Below are 15,743 nucleotides of genomic sequence, written 5' to 3' on the forward strand. Positions count from 1 at the left end.
TGGCAGGCTTTCGCCGCATCATGGTTTGGCTTCTGTCTCAACCTTCATGTTTCCCTGTCGCAGTAAAGGAGGCTGCGAACAGCGTTGCGAAGAATTGTTGGTGGAGGGACTAGAAACAACACCGCTCAACATCAAAGGCATTGAGGATTCGCAGTTCCCGCTCCCTTCGAACGTGGTCGAGTGGGGCAGGGAACTCCAGTTGGTCAAACATTTTGACAGCGGTGGGATAATCAGGGATAGAATCTAAACCATATCCGCGAATCTTGCCAGTTTTTGTGTCTAATAGTTCGGCATCCTGGCCGTTGGTGACCACGGCGAGCGGTATGCGGTAGTCAGGGCAGAGAACCCGGGCAGCGGCAATGGCGGCGCGTTCCCTGCTCACCAGAGAGCCCGGGCCATAGCGGAGGATCATAAAGCTTTTACCTTTGAGCGATACGGTGAGTTCAATTGTCGAGGTGACAAAACAGCGGGAAAACAGGGTGTCGATGCGCAGCCGTGGAGTCAATGATTCCCTGGGATAGCCCTTGGCCTCGACCATGATCTTGCTCAGATTCTGGCGAATGCGCTCATCATCGGTGTCGGTGAGTACCTCTCCACTCAGGTAGTCGACAAGGGTTCCGTAGATAAGATGATGAGGTTTGGGGACGGGCATAAGTTTTGGCCGATGGCTCCGGGAAAAGGGTGAAATAACCGTCTGTTTTGTAGTTATGAATGTAAGAACTGGTAATTAATTTGCAAGGCGGCTGCCGGTGGTGGAATTTCCTGCAGCCTGGCAATTTTCTTGCGGCAATCTCTGGCAAAAGACGGCTGGTATTGTACAATGGATGGCAACAGATCGACGTATCGTTTCAACAAACCATAAGAAGGAGGAAATATGAAATCGAAAAAGATACTTGCCCGCAGTTCCCGCCTGTTGGCCGCATCGTTGCTGGTCTGTTCCTGGGCGCAGAGTGCTGCGGCGGCCGGGCCGGTGGCGGTTGCCCCGGCGAGATCCGGCAGTCTGGTTGCGGAACAGCCGGGATCGCCGGTCACCTTCAGTGTTGATCTTGGCGCCGGCTATCTCTCCGGCGAGTCAAAGGAGCTGGTGTATTGGCCGAACTACAACAATCATAAGGCCAGCGAATTGGTCTGGGAGATTGAAGACCTGTATATGATCGGATTTGGCGCATCCCTGAAGGTTCGCAACTGGATGGCGGTCAACTTTACCGGTTGGGTCAAGGCCACCGACGGTGAGGGTTCCCTGGACGATTATGACTGGAGCAATGTCGGTGGCGACTGGACCGACTGGTCCCGTCATGAAAATACCGATGTTACCGAAGGCAGTATCCTCGATTTCAATGCCGAGTTCGCCTTTCTCAGGACCGACAATGTGGCCTTGAAGGGTATTGTCGGCTATAAGCGCGATAACTTTGCATGGGAGGCCTCCGGCGGCCAGTACACCTACTCGGAAGACGGTTTTCGTGATAGCAGCGGAACGTTTTCTAACAATCTCACGATTATCGGCTACGAACAAACCTTTACCGCACCGTATATCGGTGTAGGGTTTGCGGCAAAATTCAATGCCCTTGAACTAAGCGGCCGGTTTATTTATTCCCCGCTGGTGGAGGGTGAGGCGACCGACAACCACTATCTTCGCAACCTGGTTACCTATGACGAAGGGGAAGAGGGAGAGCTTTTCGGCCTTGATGTGGCCGGGACCTTCTCCTTCACCGATCACCTCGCCGTCAAATTGGGTTACAGCTACCAGCGCTACGATGAGATGCAGGGAGATTCGGAATGGGATTATCGTGATGAAGGGGTTGTCTACTATTTTGAGGATGGTGCCGGTATGTCGCAGACATCCTCACTCTTCAAGGTTGTCATGCAGTATACATTTTAGTGCCTTGTTCCATAAAAATGTCATAAAAACAATAAATTAAGGTTGTGAAGGCAGTGATGAGTACACCACCACCAAGGCACTTATATCCCTCTGCAGTGGGAGGGGATTATAGCCCCTGGGTTGCGGGCGCTAGCCCACTCTAGATCCTGACCGGCATCGTTTGCCGGAAGCTTGAAATTGAAAAAACCATCGGCCCGTTACCCTTACGTGGGTAACGGGCCGATTTCTTTTTTAAAAAGCCGTTGAGGATCAGATCTTCGGCAAATTGGCCATCGATTGGGCGATTGCCTCACGCGGATAATCATAGTCCTGCAGATCGCCGGCGTAGTATCTGTCGTAGGAGCCCATGTCGATGAGACCATGGCCGGAGAAATTAAAGAGTATGGTCTTCGGTTCATCCGGGTTTTTCATGGCCTCGATAATGGCACCGCGAATCGCATGGCAGGTCTCCGGGGCGGGGATAATTCCTTCCGTCTTAGCAAAGAGCACGCCCGCCTCGAAACATTCCAGCTGATGCAATTTCACCGGCTCGACGATTTTCTCCCGGACCATTGCCGAGACAATCGGTGACATCCCATGGTAGCGCAGGCCGCCGGCATGGATACCCGGCGGAATGAAATCATGGCCGAGGGTGTACATGTAGAGGAGAGGAGTGGTCTGGGCAACATCACCAAAGTCATAGGCCAGTTTGCCGGCGGTAAGGGTCGGGCAGGATGCTGGTTCGGTGCCGACGAAACGGACCTTCTTGCCTTCAAGGTAATCGGGGAGATAGGGGGTTGCCAGACCGGCGAAGTTCGAGCCGCCGCCGCAGCAGCCGACGATGACGTCCGGGTACTCTCCGGCGATTTCCATCTGTTTTTTCGCCTCCAGACCGATAATCGACTGGTGGAGAATGACGTGGTTGAGTACCGAGCCCAGGGAGTATTTGGTGTCTTCCCGGGAGAAGGCGTCTTCCAGTGCCTCGGAGATGGCAATACCCAGGGATCCGGCGGTGTCGGGCATCTTTTCGAGGATGGCCCGGCCGGTCTTGGTTTCGTTACTTGGGCTGGCAACGACGGTTGCGCCAAAGGTCTGCATGATCGACTTGCGGTAGGGTTTCTGGTCAAAAGATACTCTGACCATATAGACCTTGCATTCCAGTCCGAATTTGTTGGCGGCCAGCGACAGGGCGCTGCCCCACTGGCCAGCACCGGTCTCGGTGGTCAGCCGTTTGACGCCCTCCCGCTTGTTGTAATAGGCCTGGGCCACGGCACTGTTCAGCTTGTGAGAGCCGACAGGGGAGACCCCCTCATTTTTAAAGAAGATCTTCGCCTTGGTGCCCAGGGCCTTTTCAAGATTGGCGGCCCTGACTAAGGGCGAAGGCCGCCAGATCTTGAGGATTTCCTGGACCTCTTCAGGGATGTCGATAAAACGGGCGGTGGACATTTCCTGTTCAAGCAATCCCATGGGGAAAATCTTAGCGAGTTTTTCCGGGCCCATCGGCTGCTTTGTTTCCGGATCGAGCGGCGGCAACAGGCCGTTTGGCAGGTCCGGAACGACATTGTACCATTGGGTAGGCATCTCATCATCGCGCAGTACGATCTTCTTAATCATGGATTCTCCTTTTGCTGTAATGTGCTGTGGGTCAGTATCTTGAGGGAATATTCTGTGGAATTTCAAGAAATTTCATTGAGCAGACACTTTTCCCGGTTGTAGGGATTGGGGTTGGCGTGCGACAATTTCACGATCACGTTTCTTCTTTACCATAGACCCGCCGATTTGGGCAACCAAGGGTTGTCTGTACCGCGCGGCTATTGCCCTTTGGCGGGCAAAAAATTTGCTGCATCCTGGTCGAATAAGATGACATCGGGATTCCAGTCCAGCCAGTGTTTTTCCGGCAGGTTGTGCAGGGTGAAGAGGTGCCCGGTGCTGACTGCTTGCCCGGAATCTTGGCCGTCCGGCGTGGCCAGGGCAATGCCGCCACGGAGGATGGCGGTAAGCGATTCCGCCGAAACGGTCACTCCAGAAAAGATACCGCCCTCAATCCTTGCGCCGCTGACCTGCCAGAACCGGGTATTTGCCCGTATTATCGCCGCATAGTGCGGCCGGATACTGACAAAGACCCGGACCTTCTGGAAGGAGGGCGACAGATCGTAGCCGGTTACCTCGCCGATCTGCAACTGGCGATAATAAACCGGTGAGCCGGTGTCAAGAGAACCGAGATGACCGGTTTCGAGGATAATCCCCAGGCCTTTCCGGGTGGCAATCTCGGTGAGCGGCGGTTCGGCCTCGGCCTTGAATGACCGCGTCGGATTGCCGTTTCCGGGCAGGATATTGAAGAAAGAACCGAAGATCAGGGTTTCGGCATTTTTGATGCCGGAGAGGTTGAATTGGGCCTGCTCGACCCAGATTTTCGTCCCGGTACGAAACAGCGTGGTGGCATTTTCATCAATCCGCAGCGTGGCGATAATGGCCAGTTTATCACTCAGGCGCAACTTGCTCACCCTGCCGATCTCTATGCCGTTACTGCGGACCGGCGAGCCTTCCTTAAGGTCCTGCGCCCTGTCAAGGAGTATGGTCATCTCTGTATCGTCAGCTTGCTGGGCCTCCTGTTGGCTGGCATATAGCGGGTAGGGCGCGGCTGCGATCGATGGAGCGCCCGGCGCCGGATTGATGCAGCCAATCCCCCCGGTCAATACCGATTGCAGCGACCCGGTTTGCAATTTTATCCCCTCCAAACTCCCGGAGATCTGCAGGCCGCTGGTGTTGAAAAACCGGCTGTTCTGCTGGATGATGTTCTTGTACTCGTCAAAGACGATGCATTCAATGAGCACCGTTTTCTGGTCGGCGGAAAGGCGAAAGTTCTCCACCTCGCCGATTTTGATTTTTTTGTGGAGAATTGGTGACCCGGCCGCCAAGGATTCGGCGTCCGGGGCCATGAGGGTAAAGCGTTTGCCGGCGGGCTGCAGGTCACTCACCGCCAGAGTGGCATCCCTGAGGCTGCTGTAGAGGTGGAATTCGGTACCCTCATCCGGCTGAATATATTTTTGCTTTTTCAGGATATCCGGGGAAGTGAAACTGATTCCACCTTGCAGCATTTTGGCCAGTGGCCCGGTGGAAAGAGATACACCATCCGCCAGAGAACCATTCACCTCAAGCCCGGAATGGAGCCAGAAGACGCTTTTCTTGCTGAGGAGCTTCAGGGAATCCTGGTATATGAACACGGTTGTTCGGATTGTCGCCCCCCTTTTGTCGATCTCTACATTGACGACTTCCCCGACTTGGATATTTTTGAAATATACCGGTGACTTGACTGAAAGACTAACCGGGCCGTCGGCATTGAGGACAAAGGTTTTTCCGGGGCGCAACGGGACCTGCGGGGGTGGGTCGGAAAGAATGTCGAAGTGGTCCTTAAAGTCGCCGCCGCCCGGCTGGAAGGTGATATGGGCCCCGGACAGGAGCAGTTGCATATTATTGAGACCGGCGGCCGAGATCTCCGGTTTGACCAACCAGAACTTAGTGTTTTCACGGAGAATCAGTTCTGTCCTCGGATCGAGCATGATATGGGCGGTAACCGTCCGATCTTTATCGTTATTTATTTGAATTTCTTTAACAAAACCTGCTTCGAGGCCGCGATACATGACCTTCGTTGCCCCCTCGACGATGTCTTCGCTGGAGGCCAGAGTCAGGGTCATTGGAATACCGAAGTTGGCCGATTCGAAGTCGGGGTACAGCGGGAATACCCGACCATTTGTCGCATGGGGGGTTTCCGCCAGCTGTTCCGGGGTATGGAGGAGAATTCCCCCTCTCAGCAGTGAGGCCAGAGACTCGACCTGAATCTTCAGCGACGGCAATTTACCGCTTATCTGGATGCCGCTGGCGTTACAGAACCGGCTGCCCTCGTGCACCAGACCGGCGAATTCCGGCTTGATGAAGACGTCGATCATGACGTTCTTGTCCCCTTCCAGCTGATATTTCTGCACCTCGCCGATTTGGATATTGCGGTAGTAAATACCGGTACCCGCCTGGATGGAGCCGAGCACCTCGGCCTTGATCCTGAGGTGCAGGCCCGGTGTGTCCAGGGCCACCGGTGGAGCGGAGTCCAGTCCGACGAATTCCCTTCGAGGGATATCCGATGTCCCGACCTGTACGCTAATATAGCTGCCGGAGAGAATGGTCTCCAGGCCATGGATGGAGCTCGCCGACAGTTCCGGCCGGACTATCCAGAAGAGGGTGTCGTCGACAAGCTCGTCTACCACCGACTTTTCCATCTTGACCTTTGTCTCTATCTGCCGGTTTTTCAGGTCGGGCCGGATCTTCGTCACCAGGCCGATGGGGATGCCCCGGGCCATGACCTGGGTTTTGCCCGGGGTGACACCGGTAGCATCGGCAAAAACGATGGTGATTTCCACCCCGGCATTTTTATAGCTGGAATATACCAGCCAGCAACATATGCCCAAGGCGATCAGGGGAAGAGTCCAGATTGGTGAGATTCCGCGATTTTTCGTGATTTGCGCAGTGGTCATGAGTGCTTCCAGTAAGGTTTTGCAAGCCGGCCTTGAAATTCCGTTTTTTCTCCGGAAGAGCAATTATCCCAGATAATTCGGGGATCAAAGGCGGTGGCGGCGAACATGGTCGCCGCCACAACAAAGGAAAAATAGGTGGCGGCCGGGGCGGTATGAATAGAGGTGAAAAAGCCAAAATCAACGAGAACGCTGAGCAGGGCAATAACGAATATGTCAAGCATCGACCATCTGCCGATAAAGGCAATAAAACGATACAGCTGGGCCTTGTGCACGAGGAGCCTGGTATTGCTGCCCGGTCGGGTGGCCCGGAGGAGGATGATCAGGCCGGCGATTTTAAAGACCGGTACGAGGACGGAGGCGGCAAAGATGATCAGACCGATCAGATAGGAGCCGTCCTGAAAAAAATAGATAATACCGTCAATGATGGTTGAACGATCGGGGATACCGAGAAAATCGACCTCCATGATCGGCAGGAGGTTTGCGGGGGCAAGAAAGATTGCCGAGGTGACCACCAGGGCCCAGGTGCGGCCGGTACTCTGCGGCTTGCGCATATGGAGAATGGTCCGGCAGCGGGGGCATCGTTCCCCGGCGAGGGCAGCCGGGGAAAGCTTATGACAGGTATGGCAGAGGATGAGACCCCTTTCGGCGGCGGTGAGCCCTGCTCCATCGGACTCTGCTGCTTCTTCCTGGTTGATACCATTTTCCCTCCCCTTTGTCTCGATGCGGTGCCAGAAGAGATCGCGATCAATGACGGTGGAGATGCCCAGGGTGATCAGTACCAGCCAGGAAAAGCACAATATTCCAGAATGATAGTCAATTTCCGAGGTGTGGGACATCTTGATGATGGTGACGAGGATACCCAGCAGGTACACCTCGACCATCGCCCATTCTTCCAGGTGCAGATGAATCCGGAATAGGCCTGTCAGGTAGGAAGGATATCTCCGGCGCTGCAGCTGCCAGGAGATGATGCATATCGTTGTGAGGAGGATGAACGGAAAGACAACCGCCGAGAGCAGGACCATGACCGAGACGAAATAATAATCATTTCGGTAAAAGTTTAGAATCGATTGGAGTATATTGGCGGAGCCGCTGAAGCCGTAGGCCTTGAAGGTCATCAGGGGCAGCAGAATAGCCGGAAGATAGAGGCAGAGACCGGCGATGGAAAGGGCCAGCACCTTGCTGATCGAGGCGGTTGAGCTCCTGCTTATTGTTCTGCGGCAGCGGGGGCAGATGGTCTTGTAACCCTCCGGGGCTTTAGCCTCATGCAGAAAAAGGTCACAATCGGGACAGGCTGTGTAATCGCTTAAGGACGGCAAAATACTATCCTCAGAATGGCTGGTTTTTGGCAAGATTCTGATTTTTTAAATGATAGTAACGTCATCGCGGCACTTTGTCATATGAAAAAAGCCCGCTGACAAGGTCAGGCATGCCGGTGCCGGGCGACATCGGCAGAGATGGCGGGTGGTCCTTCCACCGTTTGCATCGCCGAATAAAAAGAATTAAGAGGGTATCAATGAGCGCCAATAGATGGCTGAAACTTACCATAGAAACCGACCCCGTGCTGGCCGATTCCATAAGCGATTTCCTCGTCGGGGTCATCGAGGGCGGGGTCGAAACCGGTGCGCCGGATGAACCGCATTACGGCGTCCTTACCTGTTACGTGCAGAAGGCAAATCCAGAGCCGGAGGAGGTGGCCGACACCATCCAGCGGGTTTCCACGCACCTTGCCGAGCTGGCAAAGGCCTTTGCCGTGCCGGTGCCGATGCTTACCTCCTCGTTTATTGAAGAAGAGGACTGGGGTTCAACCTGGAAGGAGCACTTCAAGCCCTTCTCCATCGTCCCCGGCCTGATCATTGCTCCGACCTGGGAAGACTACCGGCCGAATGCCGGAGAGTTGGTTATCACCATGGATCCGGGCATGGCCTTTGGGACCGGGCACCATGCGACAACCACCCTCTCCCTGCAGTTGCTGCGCAAGTCCCTGGCGGAAGGCAAGGCTGCCATGCGTCTGCTTGATGTCGGTACCGGCACGGGCATTCTCGGTATGGCGGCAGCGCTTTTTGGGGCATCGGCGGTGACGGCCATCGACAACGACCCCGAGGCGGTCGCGGCAGCCGGCGACAATGCCCGGCGAAACGGACTTGCCGACAAGATGGAGGTCAGCCTGACGCCCCTTGGTCAATTGTCCGGTCAGTATCAGATCGTTGTCGCCAATATTGTTCATGATGTCCTGCTGGCTCTGGCCGACGATCTGACCAGGCTTACCGCCGAGGCCGGTTTCTTGATTCTCTCCGGCATTCTGGCAGGCGATCAGGTCGCCAATATACAACGAATTTTTGTCGGCAAGGGGTTCGAGGTGCTTGACCTGGAGATCAGCCAAGAGTGGGCTGCCCTGCGGTTTCGTAAAAGGTGATTGTCACGGTTCGACGATACTCGGCTTATCCTCGGGATGGGGCGGGCACATCGGGGTGAGCTGGTAATCAGTGTCGAAGATAATACCGACACCTCCGGCTTCGCGGCGGATGACGACGGCTGTCGCACAGACCCAGACCGTTTTGCCGGAAAGGCTTCGGAGGCTTTCCAAAGAGAGGATGAATTTCAGGCGTTTGAGGTCATCGAAATCGAGCAAAAACTCAACCTTTATCTTGGCGGCCAACGGGAAGGGGTGGGCGGTTTCCAGGAAGGCGCCGCCGGAACTGATATTGGCCGTTACCGTATCGATGACCGGCACTTCTTCGGTTTGGTGCCGGTAGGTGATGCGTGCCCGGATGTTGCGGGAATACCGTTCCTGGCTGCGTTTATCAATGGACATTGCTGCTTTCCGGGTAGGGGAGTGGCTCTGAGGACGTTGATTGTTTAGTCAATTCTTACGGAATGTACGAGCTAATGTCAATTTCAAAGAGGGCTGCCCGGTTTTCACGGGGTCGTGTAGCTACTCTTTGCCGACGAAGGAGGACAGGAGTTTAATGCACAGATTTTTCTTTGATCCGGACGGTCGCAGGGGGGACAGCATCTTCCTGCCGGCGGAGGAGTCCCACCATCTTACCAAGGTTCTCAGGCTGGCCGTCGGTAGTGCTATTGAGATGCTTGACGGCCAGGGCTCGGTGTATCAGGCGGTCATCGTTGCCACCGGCAGGCAGGTGGAGGCGCGCATTGTCGGAGTCGTCGCCCAGGAGGCGGGCCGGGGCAATTCCCTCTGGGTTGGGCAAGGTATCCTGAAAGGCGAGAAAATGGACACGGTGGTGCAGAAATGCACGGAGCTGGGGGTGAACCGCTTTACCCCGTTTCAAAGCTCCCGGTGTCAGGGCAAGGCCGACCAGGCGCAGAACCGGAAAAGGCACGAACGGTGGCAACGCATTGGTCTGGCCGCCTGCAAGCAATGCCTACGGCCGCAGCTCATGCGCCTGGACGCCCCGACAAACCTGGCAAACATGCTGCAGGAAGAAGGCGGCGACCAGGTCTTGCGCTTGCTCTTCTGGGAAGAGGAAAAGGCAGTGCATCTCCAGGATCTCCCGGCCCTGCCGGGAGCGCAATCGGTGGCCCTGCTCCTTGGCCCTGAGGGTGGTTTTTCCGTTGAAGAAGTTGATTTGGCCCGGCAAGCCGGTTGGATCACGGTCAGTCTCGGCGAGCGTATCCTTCGGGCGGAGACCGCGACCTTGACCGCTGTTTCGGTCGTGCAATTTATAATCGGCAATCTGTAAGGATAGAAGATGGCAAGACCCCCTGAATTTTCAACAATTTTTGAAAAGCCGACGCGGGTTGTCGGCCAGGAAAGCACCCTTGGTCCGGGGAATCGGCTTATCGATGTCCGTTCGGCGGTCGAATTCGCCGCCGGGACTATTCCCGGGGCGGTCAATATCCCGCTTTTTGACGAGGACGAACGCGGTGTCATCGGCACCATCTATCGCCATGGCGGCCATGCCCAGGCGGTTGACCAGGGTTTTGAATTTGTTGAAAAAAAATTGGCGGAACTGCTTTTAGCCTTTGAACCCTATCGCGGCGAAAACCTGGTGGTCTGCTGCGCCCGGGGCGGGATGCGCTCGCGGTCGGTGGTCAATCTCTTGACCCAGGCGGGTTATTCCGCAGGCCAGCTTGCCGGTGGCTATAAGGATTACCGACAAAGGGTTTTGGCTGCGATCGAAGGCTTTCAGCCGAGGCTGATCGTCATTCATGGCCTGACCGGCACCGGCAAAACCCGGATTCTCCAGCGCCTGCACCAGGCAATCGATCTGGAGGAGATGGCCGGCCATCGCAGCTCCCTGTTCGGCGGCATCGACCAGCAGGTCAGCAATCAGCGAACCTTTGAAAGCCGCTTGGCGGCGCGAATCGCCAGCCTTGGCGACGAGCCCTATTTCATCGAAGGGGAAAGCCGGAAGATCGGCAAGGTCTTTATCCCCAAACCCCTGGCGGCGGCGATGAAGAGGGCGGTCCTCGTCAATATCCATTGCAGTCTGGAGACCCGCATTGCAAGGATTATCGAAGATTATCCAGTCGATAGCGATGAAACCCGGCGGCAGATCGAAGCCATCCTGAGATCGTTGAAACGCAATATGGGTACCGAGCTGGTTGAAACCATGTGCCGTCTGTTGCACGAGGACAATTTGCCGGAACTGGTGCGCATCCTCCTCGTCGACTACTACGATAAACGCTACGGCCGGAGCATGAGCGATTACCGGTTCGACCTGGATATTTCGGCTGAAGATCTTGATGAAGCGGCAGCACGGCTTGAAGACTTTCGCCGCTCTCTCGGCTAGAGGACGAATCCTTAGCGGTATTGCGCCGGGACAACCTCCTCAAGGCTTGCTGAAGCAATCCAGCCCTGGCGGTTGGTTGCATCTTTGACCGAGGTGAAGAGGCCATGGACTTTCTGCGGATACACCAGACGCCCCTCCTGGATGGCCCCGATTGAGGCTGCCGAGGCAAAGGGGGAGATGAGCAACCGGGCATCAGCGGCCACCACTACCGAGGGCCTGAAGCTCTGATAGCGGATGAGTGTTCCGGCGACGGCGAGGATGAGTACCAGACCACAGGTAATTCTCACCCCGGCACTGGTCTTGCCGCCGACGCGGTACCTCAGGACGGCCACTTGCAACAGGGTCACTCCGGCCAGGGCCACAAGGCCGAGCACTGTCCACTGGTCGATGCTGAGAAGCTGCAGGAAACGGATGGCCATCCCCGCAGGTTCACTGTCGAAGAGGCCGCTTTCCTTGCGCACCAGTTCGAGGTTGCCGATGATGTCTGGATCCCCCGGGGTAAGGCGCAGGGCGCGCTCATAATTGACCACCGCCTTGCCGATTTTGCCGCTCTGGGCGTAGCTGTTGGCGAGGTTAAAGAGCACCGCCGGCGACAGGCCGGCAGAAGCCGTCAACTCTTCGTAGCGAGCGATGGCTTGGGCGTAATCGCCGCGGCTGTAAGCCTCGTTGCCCTGCTGGAAGAGAGTTTCCTCATTGCCGGCAGCGCAGGCCGTGGCATTCTGCCAAAGCACAAGGGCGAATACGATGGGCAGTATACGGTATAGTATCTTCCCCTTCATGGCATGGCCTCCAGCGCTTTTTTCATGCTTGCCAAATAGTCTTGCATCCTTTCCTTGGAGAGCGTTGCCGCCCCATAGGCAGCAGCGTCAGCTGCGGTAAAGATCTCCACAAGCGGTGAATCCACCTCAAGCCTGGCCTTCAGGTCAGCAAGGCTGATGGCGTTTGCCGCCATATTCCAGGCAAGCCCCATCTGGTTTTGGATGGCCGTTCGGCAACTTTCCAGAAAGGCAACCGATTGCCCGGCATGGAAGGCCTGTTCAGCCCGCCGCAGATCGGCGGCGAGGAGATGACGTTTTCGCCGCTGTTGCGCCTTTTGCGGGTTGTCCGCCAACTTCCGTTGGCGCAGCTGCCACAGCCCAAGGGCAAACAGGGCCAGGAGGCAGAAGAGCACTAGACCGATAAACCACACCCTGGCAAAGAGCGGCGTGATTTTTTTAGAAAAGGTGCCGGGATCGATCATGAGGGGGGCCAGACCGTCAATGCCGCGGCTGGTTGACGCCAAGGCCGGTTGGGTTTGCGGCGCTGCTGGAGTTGCAGGTGCTGCCGGGCTTGCAGAGGTTGTAGGAGCAGTGGCTGCAGGTGTTGCAGGCGGCGGAGCGGGTGCTGCGGCACTCCCCTTAACCTTGATGGGAATAGCCGTGCTGGTTTTGGTGATATAGGTCTTTTTCACCGGGTCGAAAAAGCTAAAGGAAAGAGGAGGGATTTCCTGCACCGCCGGACTCTTGGCGACGATTGCCTGGTCAAAGATCTTCACCCCGGTATAGCTGTTGCCCTGGCTGGTAAAGTTTGCCGTCGGGCTATAGGTTTTCCAGTTGGGATCCTCCGGAAAAAGGGGAGCTTCGACCCGGTCAAAGTTGCCGCTTCCTGCAATTTCCAAAGTGAGTTTAATAGGTTCTCCGATATCCACTGCCTGCTGGCTGGCGGTAACCTTCAGCGTGAAATCACCGATCGCTCCGACAAAATTCTTCGGTTGGTCGGCATCGGGCAATGGGATGACATTGAAGACGGCTTCCGGGCTCGTCACCTCAATCGGCTTACGCTGTGCCCCGCCAAGAACGCTGTCAAAGAAGGGATCATTGAAAATCGAGTCGTCAAACAGCCCGCCTCCGCCAAAAGGTGAGCTCTGCCGCCTCTTCTGAGGGATGAGCAGAGAGGCCTCCATGCTCAGGGAAAGGGGATGCTTGCCAGCTTTGATGCCGGAGAGGGTAGTGTCCCAGCTGAGAACATGGTAGGGCAAACCGTTGACCATTTCCTGGCTTTGCAGGGGTTTTTCCCGCAGTGGCGGCATGACCACCCCGTCACCGCGCAGGATCGGCAGGGAATTGATATCGACGCGATATCGCTGGCTGAAATAGGCCTTTATCTTGATCGGGACAATCTCCCCGGGATAATGGTCGGCAAGTTCCGCGATGCGGATGAAGGCCACCTCTTCCGGCGTTCGCTCCGCCGCTCCACCGGGGCCACTCTGGACGGCAGTCACCTCAAAACTGAGGGCCTTGGTGATGACGGCTTCGTTGCCAACATGCACCCTTATCGGGGGAATGGTATAGGTACCCGGCTTCTGTGCCTGAACCAGAAAGGTGTTGGTAAGAGCAGCGGACATGCTACCGTTGATGATATTGATTCGGCTTGATTGTCCGCGGTTTTGCAGGCTGACTCCGGCGATTTCCGGCAATTCGATGTTTGAGATGCGGCTGGCACCATTGACGGTAATGGTCAGCAGGGTTCCCTGGTCGACCGGAAAGGAAAGATGGCTGAGAGCGGCCTCCACGGTGACCTCCGCCCGAGCCCCGCTGCCGCACAGGACGATGAGGAGGCAAGCCAGGATGCAGAATGATTTCCAGGTGCGTTGCATTACCAGTCCTTGTCGATTTTGTCTTGAGCTTTCTTCTGCCCTGAAGGTACAAAATTCAGGTTGCCTTCTTCATTTTTCAGGGCGTTGAGCAGCCGTTCCGCTTCTTCCTTGGTCATTTTGCCGAGCTGCTGGCGCATGGTCGCCTCGGCCTTGTCCTTGTCTTCCTGGGCTGCAGCGGCCTCAGCCTGTTGTTCCTTTTGTTCCTGGGAATCGCCGCTGTCTTTTTGCCCGGCCTGTTCCTCCGCTTGTTGCTCACCCGGTTTGACCTGATCTTCACCCGCCGATTTTTCCGGCTGTTGCTCCCCGGCAGAAGCCTGGCCGCCACCCTGGTCGTTTTCCTGCCCGTCGCCCGATGTGTCGTCTTTGGTTTGTCCTTGCTGGTCGTCCAGCTTTTTCTGATCGTCCTGACCCTTTGGCTGTTGCTGTTTTTCCTGTTCTTGTTGTTTGAGTTGCTGCTCCAGTTCCTCCAGCTGTTTGGTGACGATTCCTTGGTTATATTTGGCATCGGCATCGGCCGGGTCAAGTTCCAGCGCCGAATTAAAGGAGTTCAGGGCCTGCCGCCAGTGGTTTGCGGTCGCCTTGGGGTCGGCTTGGCGCAGCTCCGCGCCTTTTTGATAGTGGCTGTTGCCCCGGTTATAATAGGCCTTTTTCTGGAGGTCGAGGCGGTCGCTTTTCAGGGCACTGGTAAAGGCGGCAATGGCCTCGTCATAGAGGTTGTTCTTGTAGGCGGCCGTACCGTAATTGTACTGCAACTGGGGATCGTCGGGTTTTTTTGCCAGTCTCTTTTGAAAGTATTCCGAGGCCTGCAGATAGTCACCGCGCATGTAGGCATCCTCACCGCTTGAAGCGTAGCCGTTGCCGGGAAAACTCGCCACCATCAGAAGAATGAGGGCCGTCACCTTACTCCGCCCTTTGAATCTGTGGATGAGTGTCTTGGCCCAGGGAAGGAGGGGCAGCGACAGGTTCACCTTCCTTTCACCGATAAGCCGCTCGATGAGGAGCAAGAGGGCGGCCATCGCCAGCGGCCATTCAAATCGCTCGATCGGCACCTTATGGCGGCGCTCGGCCATGGTATCTTTGGGGATGAGGGAGAGTTTCTTTTGATAAATCGTCTCCAGGCCTTCGCCCGCTGACCCTAAAGGGACATAAATGCCGCCGGTCTTTTCGGCGATCTGGCCGAGGCTTGCCGCGTCGAGTTTTGAGGTAACGAAATTGCCAGCGGTATCTGTGATAAAGCCCTGGCCTTTGTCGCCTTTGATAGGGATAAGCTCTCCCTGGCTGGTGCCGACGCCGACGGTGTAGATTGTCAAACCATCTTTTGCAGCCGTCTCCGCGGCCTGCAGGGCATCACCCTGCAGATTTTCACCGTCGGTGAGGATAATGAGGATTTTATGGTTTGCTGCGTTCTTGAGGGTCTGCCCGGCCCGTTCGATGACCGCGGCAATATTGGTGCCGCCAAGCGGAATGAGATCGGTATTAACGGCAGTCAGAGAATCGATGAAGGCCTCATAATCGATGGTCAGTGGACACATCAGGTAGGCGGTGCCGGCGAAAGGCATAAGGCCCACCCGGTCGCCTTCTCCTTTCCGGACGAAGTCCTGGATTGCCAGTGTCGCCCGCTGTAGACGGTTGGGTTTGATATCTTCGGCGAGCATACTTTTTGAGGTGTCGAGGGCAAACAGCAGGTCGATCCCTTTGCGTTGCACCTCAACCCAGTGGTGGCCGAACTGTGGCCTGGCCAGGGCGACAAAGCAGAACAGCACCGCCAGGACAATGAGCGATTTCTTGATCAAGCGCCTGGTCGGCGAGATATTGCCGGTGAGCCGCCCGATGAGCTGGTGGGCTACAAATTTCTCCAGGGCGGCCTGGCGCTGCCTTTCCTGGGAGCGAAAGTAAAGCACCAAACCAAAACAGACGCCAAGACCAACAAGAATCCAGAAAGGTTGCGAAAAATCCATAATATCCTCGTC

12 protein-coding genes are annotated in these 15,743 nt (G+C 56.0%); 4 read left to right on the forward strand and 8 right to left on the reverse strand.

Features of this window, described 5'->3' with window-relative positions:
* Window positions 1–109 precede the first annotated feature (109 nt).
* Window positions 110–652, reverse strand: a complete 543-nt coding sequence (locus OEL83_00265; GenBank protein MDK9705453.1) for a type I restriction enzyme HsdR N-terminal domain-containing protein — start codon at window positions 650–652, stop codon at window positions 110–112.
* A gap of 222 nt (window positions 653–874) precedes the next feature.
* Between OEL83_00265 and OEL83_00270 the strand changes: the two genes are divergently transcribed.
* A complete protein-coding gene (locus tag OEL83_00270) occupies window positions 875–1,879 on the forward strand; it encodes an omptin family outer membrane protease (GenBank protein ID MDK9705454.1) in 1,005 nt (334 codons plus the stop codon).
* A gap of 249 nt (window positions 1,880–2,128) precedes the next feature.
* Here the strand turns inward: OEL83_00270 and OEL83_00275 are convergent, their stop codons facing one another.
* From OEL83_00275 to OEL83_00285, 3 genes are all read right to left on the reverse strand, one after another.
* Window positions 2,129–3,472, reverse strand: a complete 1,344-nt coding sequence (locus OEL83_00275) for a TrpB-like pyridoxal phosphate-dependent enzyme (protein ID MDK9705455.1) — start codon at window positions 3,470–3,472, stop codon at window positions 2,129–2,131.
* 197 nt (window positions 3,473–3,669) lie between these two features.
* The gene (locus tag OEL83_00280; protein ID MDK9705456.1) at window positions 3,670–6,384 is read right to left on the reverse strand and encodes an MlaD family protein; all 2,715 of its coding nucleotides are present in this window, start codon (window positions 6,382–6,384) and stop codon (window positions 3,670–3,672) included.
* Entirely contained in the window at window positions 6,381–7,700 is a 1,320-nt protein-coding gene (locus tag OEL83_00285; protein ID MDK9705457.1) for a PqiA/YebS family transporter subunit, read from the reverse strand. The genes OEL83_00280 and OEL83_00285 overlap by 4 nt, the downstream gene beginning before the upstream one ends.
* 197 nt (window positions 7,701–7,897) lie before the next feature.
* Here OEL83_00285 and prmA point away from each other — a divergent pair, with 197 nt between their 5' ends.
* Window positions 7,898–8,797, forward strand: a complete 900-nt coding sequence (gene prmA / locus OEL83_00290; protein ID MDK9705458.1) for a 50S ribosomal protein L11 methyltransferase — start codon at window positions 7,898–7,900, stop codon at window positions 8,795–8,797.
* A 3-nt stretch (window positions 8,798–8,800) separates the two neighbouring features.
* On the opposite strand, the gene OEL83_00295 is transcribed toward prmA, so the two are convergent.
* The gene (locus OEL83_00295; GenBank protein MDK9705459.1) at window positions 8,801–9,196 is read right to left on the reverse strand and encodes a PilZ domain-containing protein; all 396 of its coding nucleotides are present in this window, start codon (window positions 9,194–9,196) and stop codon (window positions 8,801–8,803) included.
* Between the two features lie 154 nt (window positions 9,197–9,350).
* On the opposite strand from OEL83_00295, the gene OEL83_00300 reads away from it, so the two are divergent.
* Both OEL83_00300 and mnmH read left to right on the forward strand, forming a co-directional pair.
* Complete coding sequence (locus OEL83_00300; protein MDK9705460.1) at window positions 9,351–10,085, forward strand: 16S rRNA (uracil(1498)-N(3))-methyltransferase; 735 nt, start codon at window positions 9,351–9,353, stop codon at window positions 10,083–10,085.
* A 9-nt stretch (window positions 10,086–10,094) separates the two neighbouring features.
* Entirely contained in the window at window positions 10,095–11,138 is a 1,044-nt protein-coding gene (mnmH, locus tag OEL83_00305) for a tRNA 2-selenouridine(34) synthase MnmH (GenBank protein MDK9705461.1), read from the forward strand.
* A gap of 11 nt (window positions 11,139–11,149) precedes the next feature.
* Here mnmH and OEL83_00310 read toward each other — a convergent pair whose 3' ends face one another.
* From OEL83_00310 to OEL83_00320, 3 genes are read right to left on the reverse strand one after another with little or no spacing between them, the layout of a single operon-like run.
* On the reverse strand, window positions 11,150–11,917 hold the full coding sequence (locus tag OEL83_00310; GenBank protein ID MDK9705462.1) for a tetratricopeptide repeat protein: 768 nt from the start codon (window positions 11,915–11,917) through the stop codon (window positions 11,150–11,152).
* Window positions 11,914–13,773: a BatD family protein gene (locus OEL83_00315; protein MDK9705463.1), complete on the reverse strand. Its 1,860-nt coding sequence runs from the start codon at window positions 13,771–13,773 to the stop codon at window positions 11,914–11,916. Before OEL83_00315 ends, OEL83_00310 begins: the two co-directional genes overlap by 4 nt.
* The gene (locus OEL83_00320) at window positions 13,773–15,731 is read right to left on the reverse strand and encodes a VWA domain-containing protein (GenBank protein ID MDK9705464.1); all 1,959 of its coding nucleotides are present in this window, start codon (window positions 15,729–15,731) and stop codon (window positions 13,773–13,775) included. Before OEL83_00320 ends, OEL83_00315 begins: the two co-directional genes overlap by 1 nt.
* Window positions 15,732–15,743: the final 12 nt, after the last annotated feature.

The sequence above is a fragment of the Desulforhopalus sp. genome, from assembly GCA_030247675.1.
GTDB lineage: Bacteria > Desulfobacterota > Desulfobulbia > Desulfobulbales > Desulfocapsaceae > Desulforhopalus_A.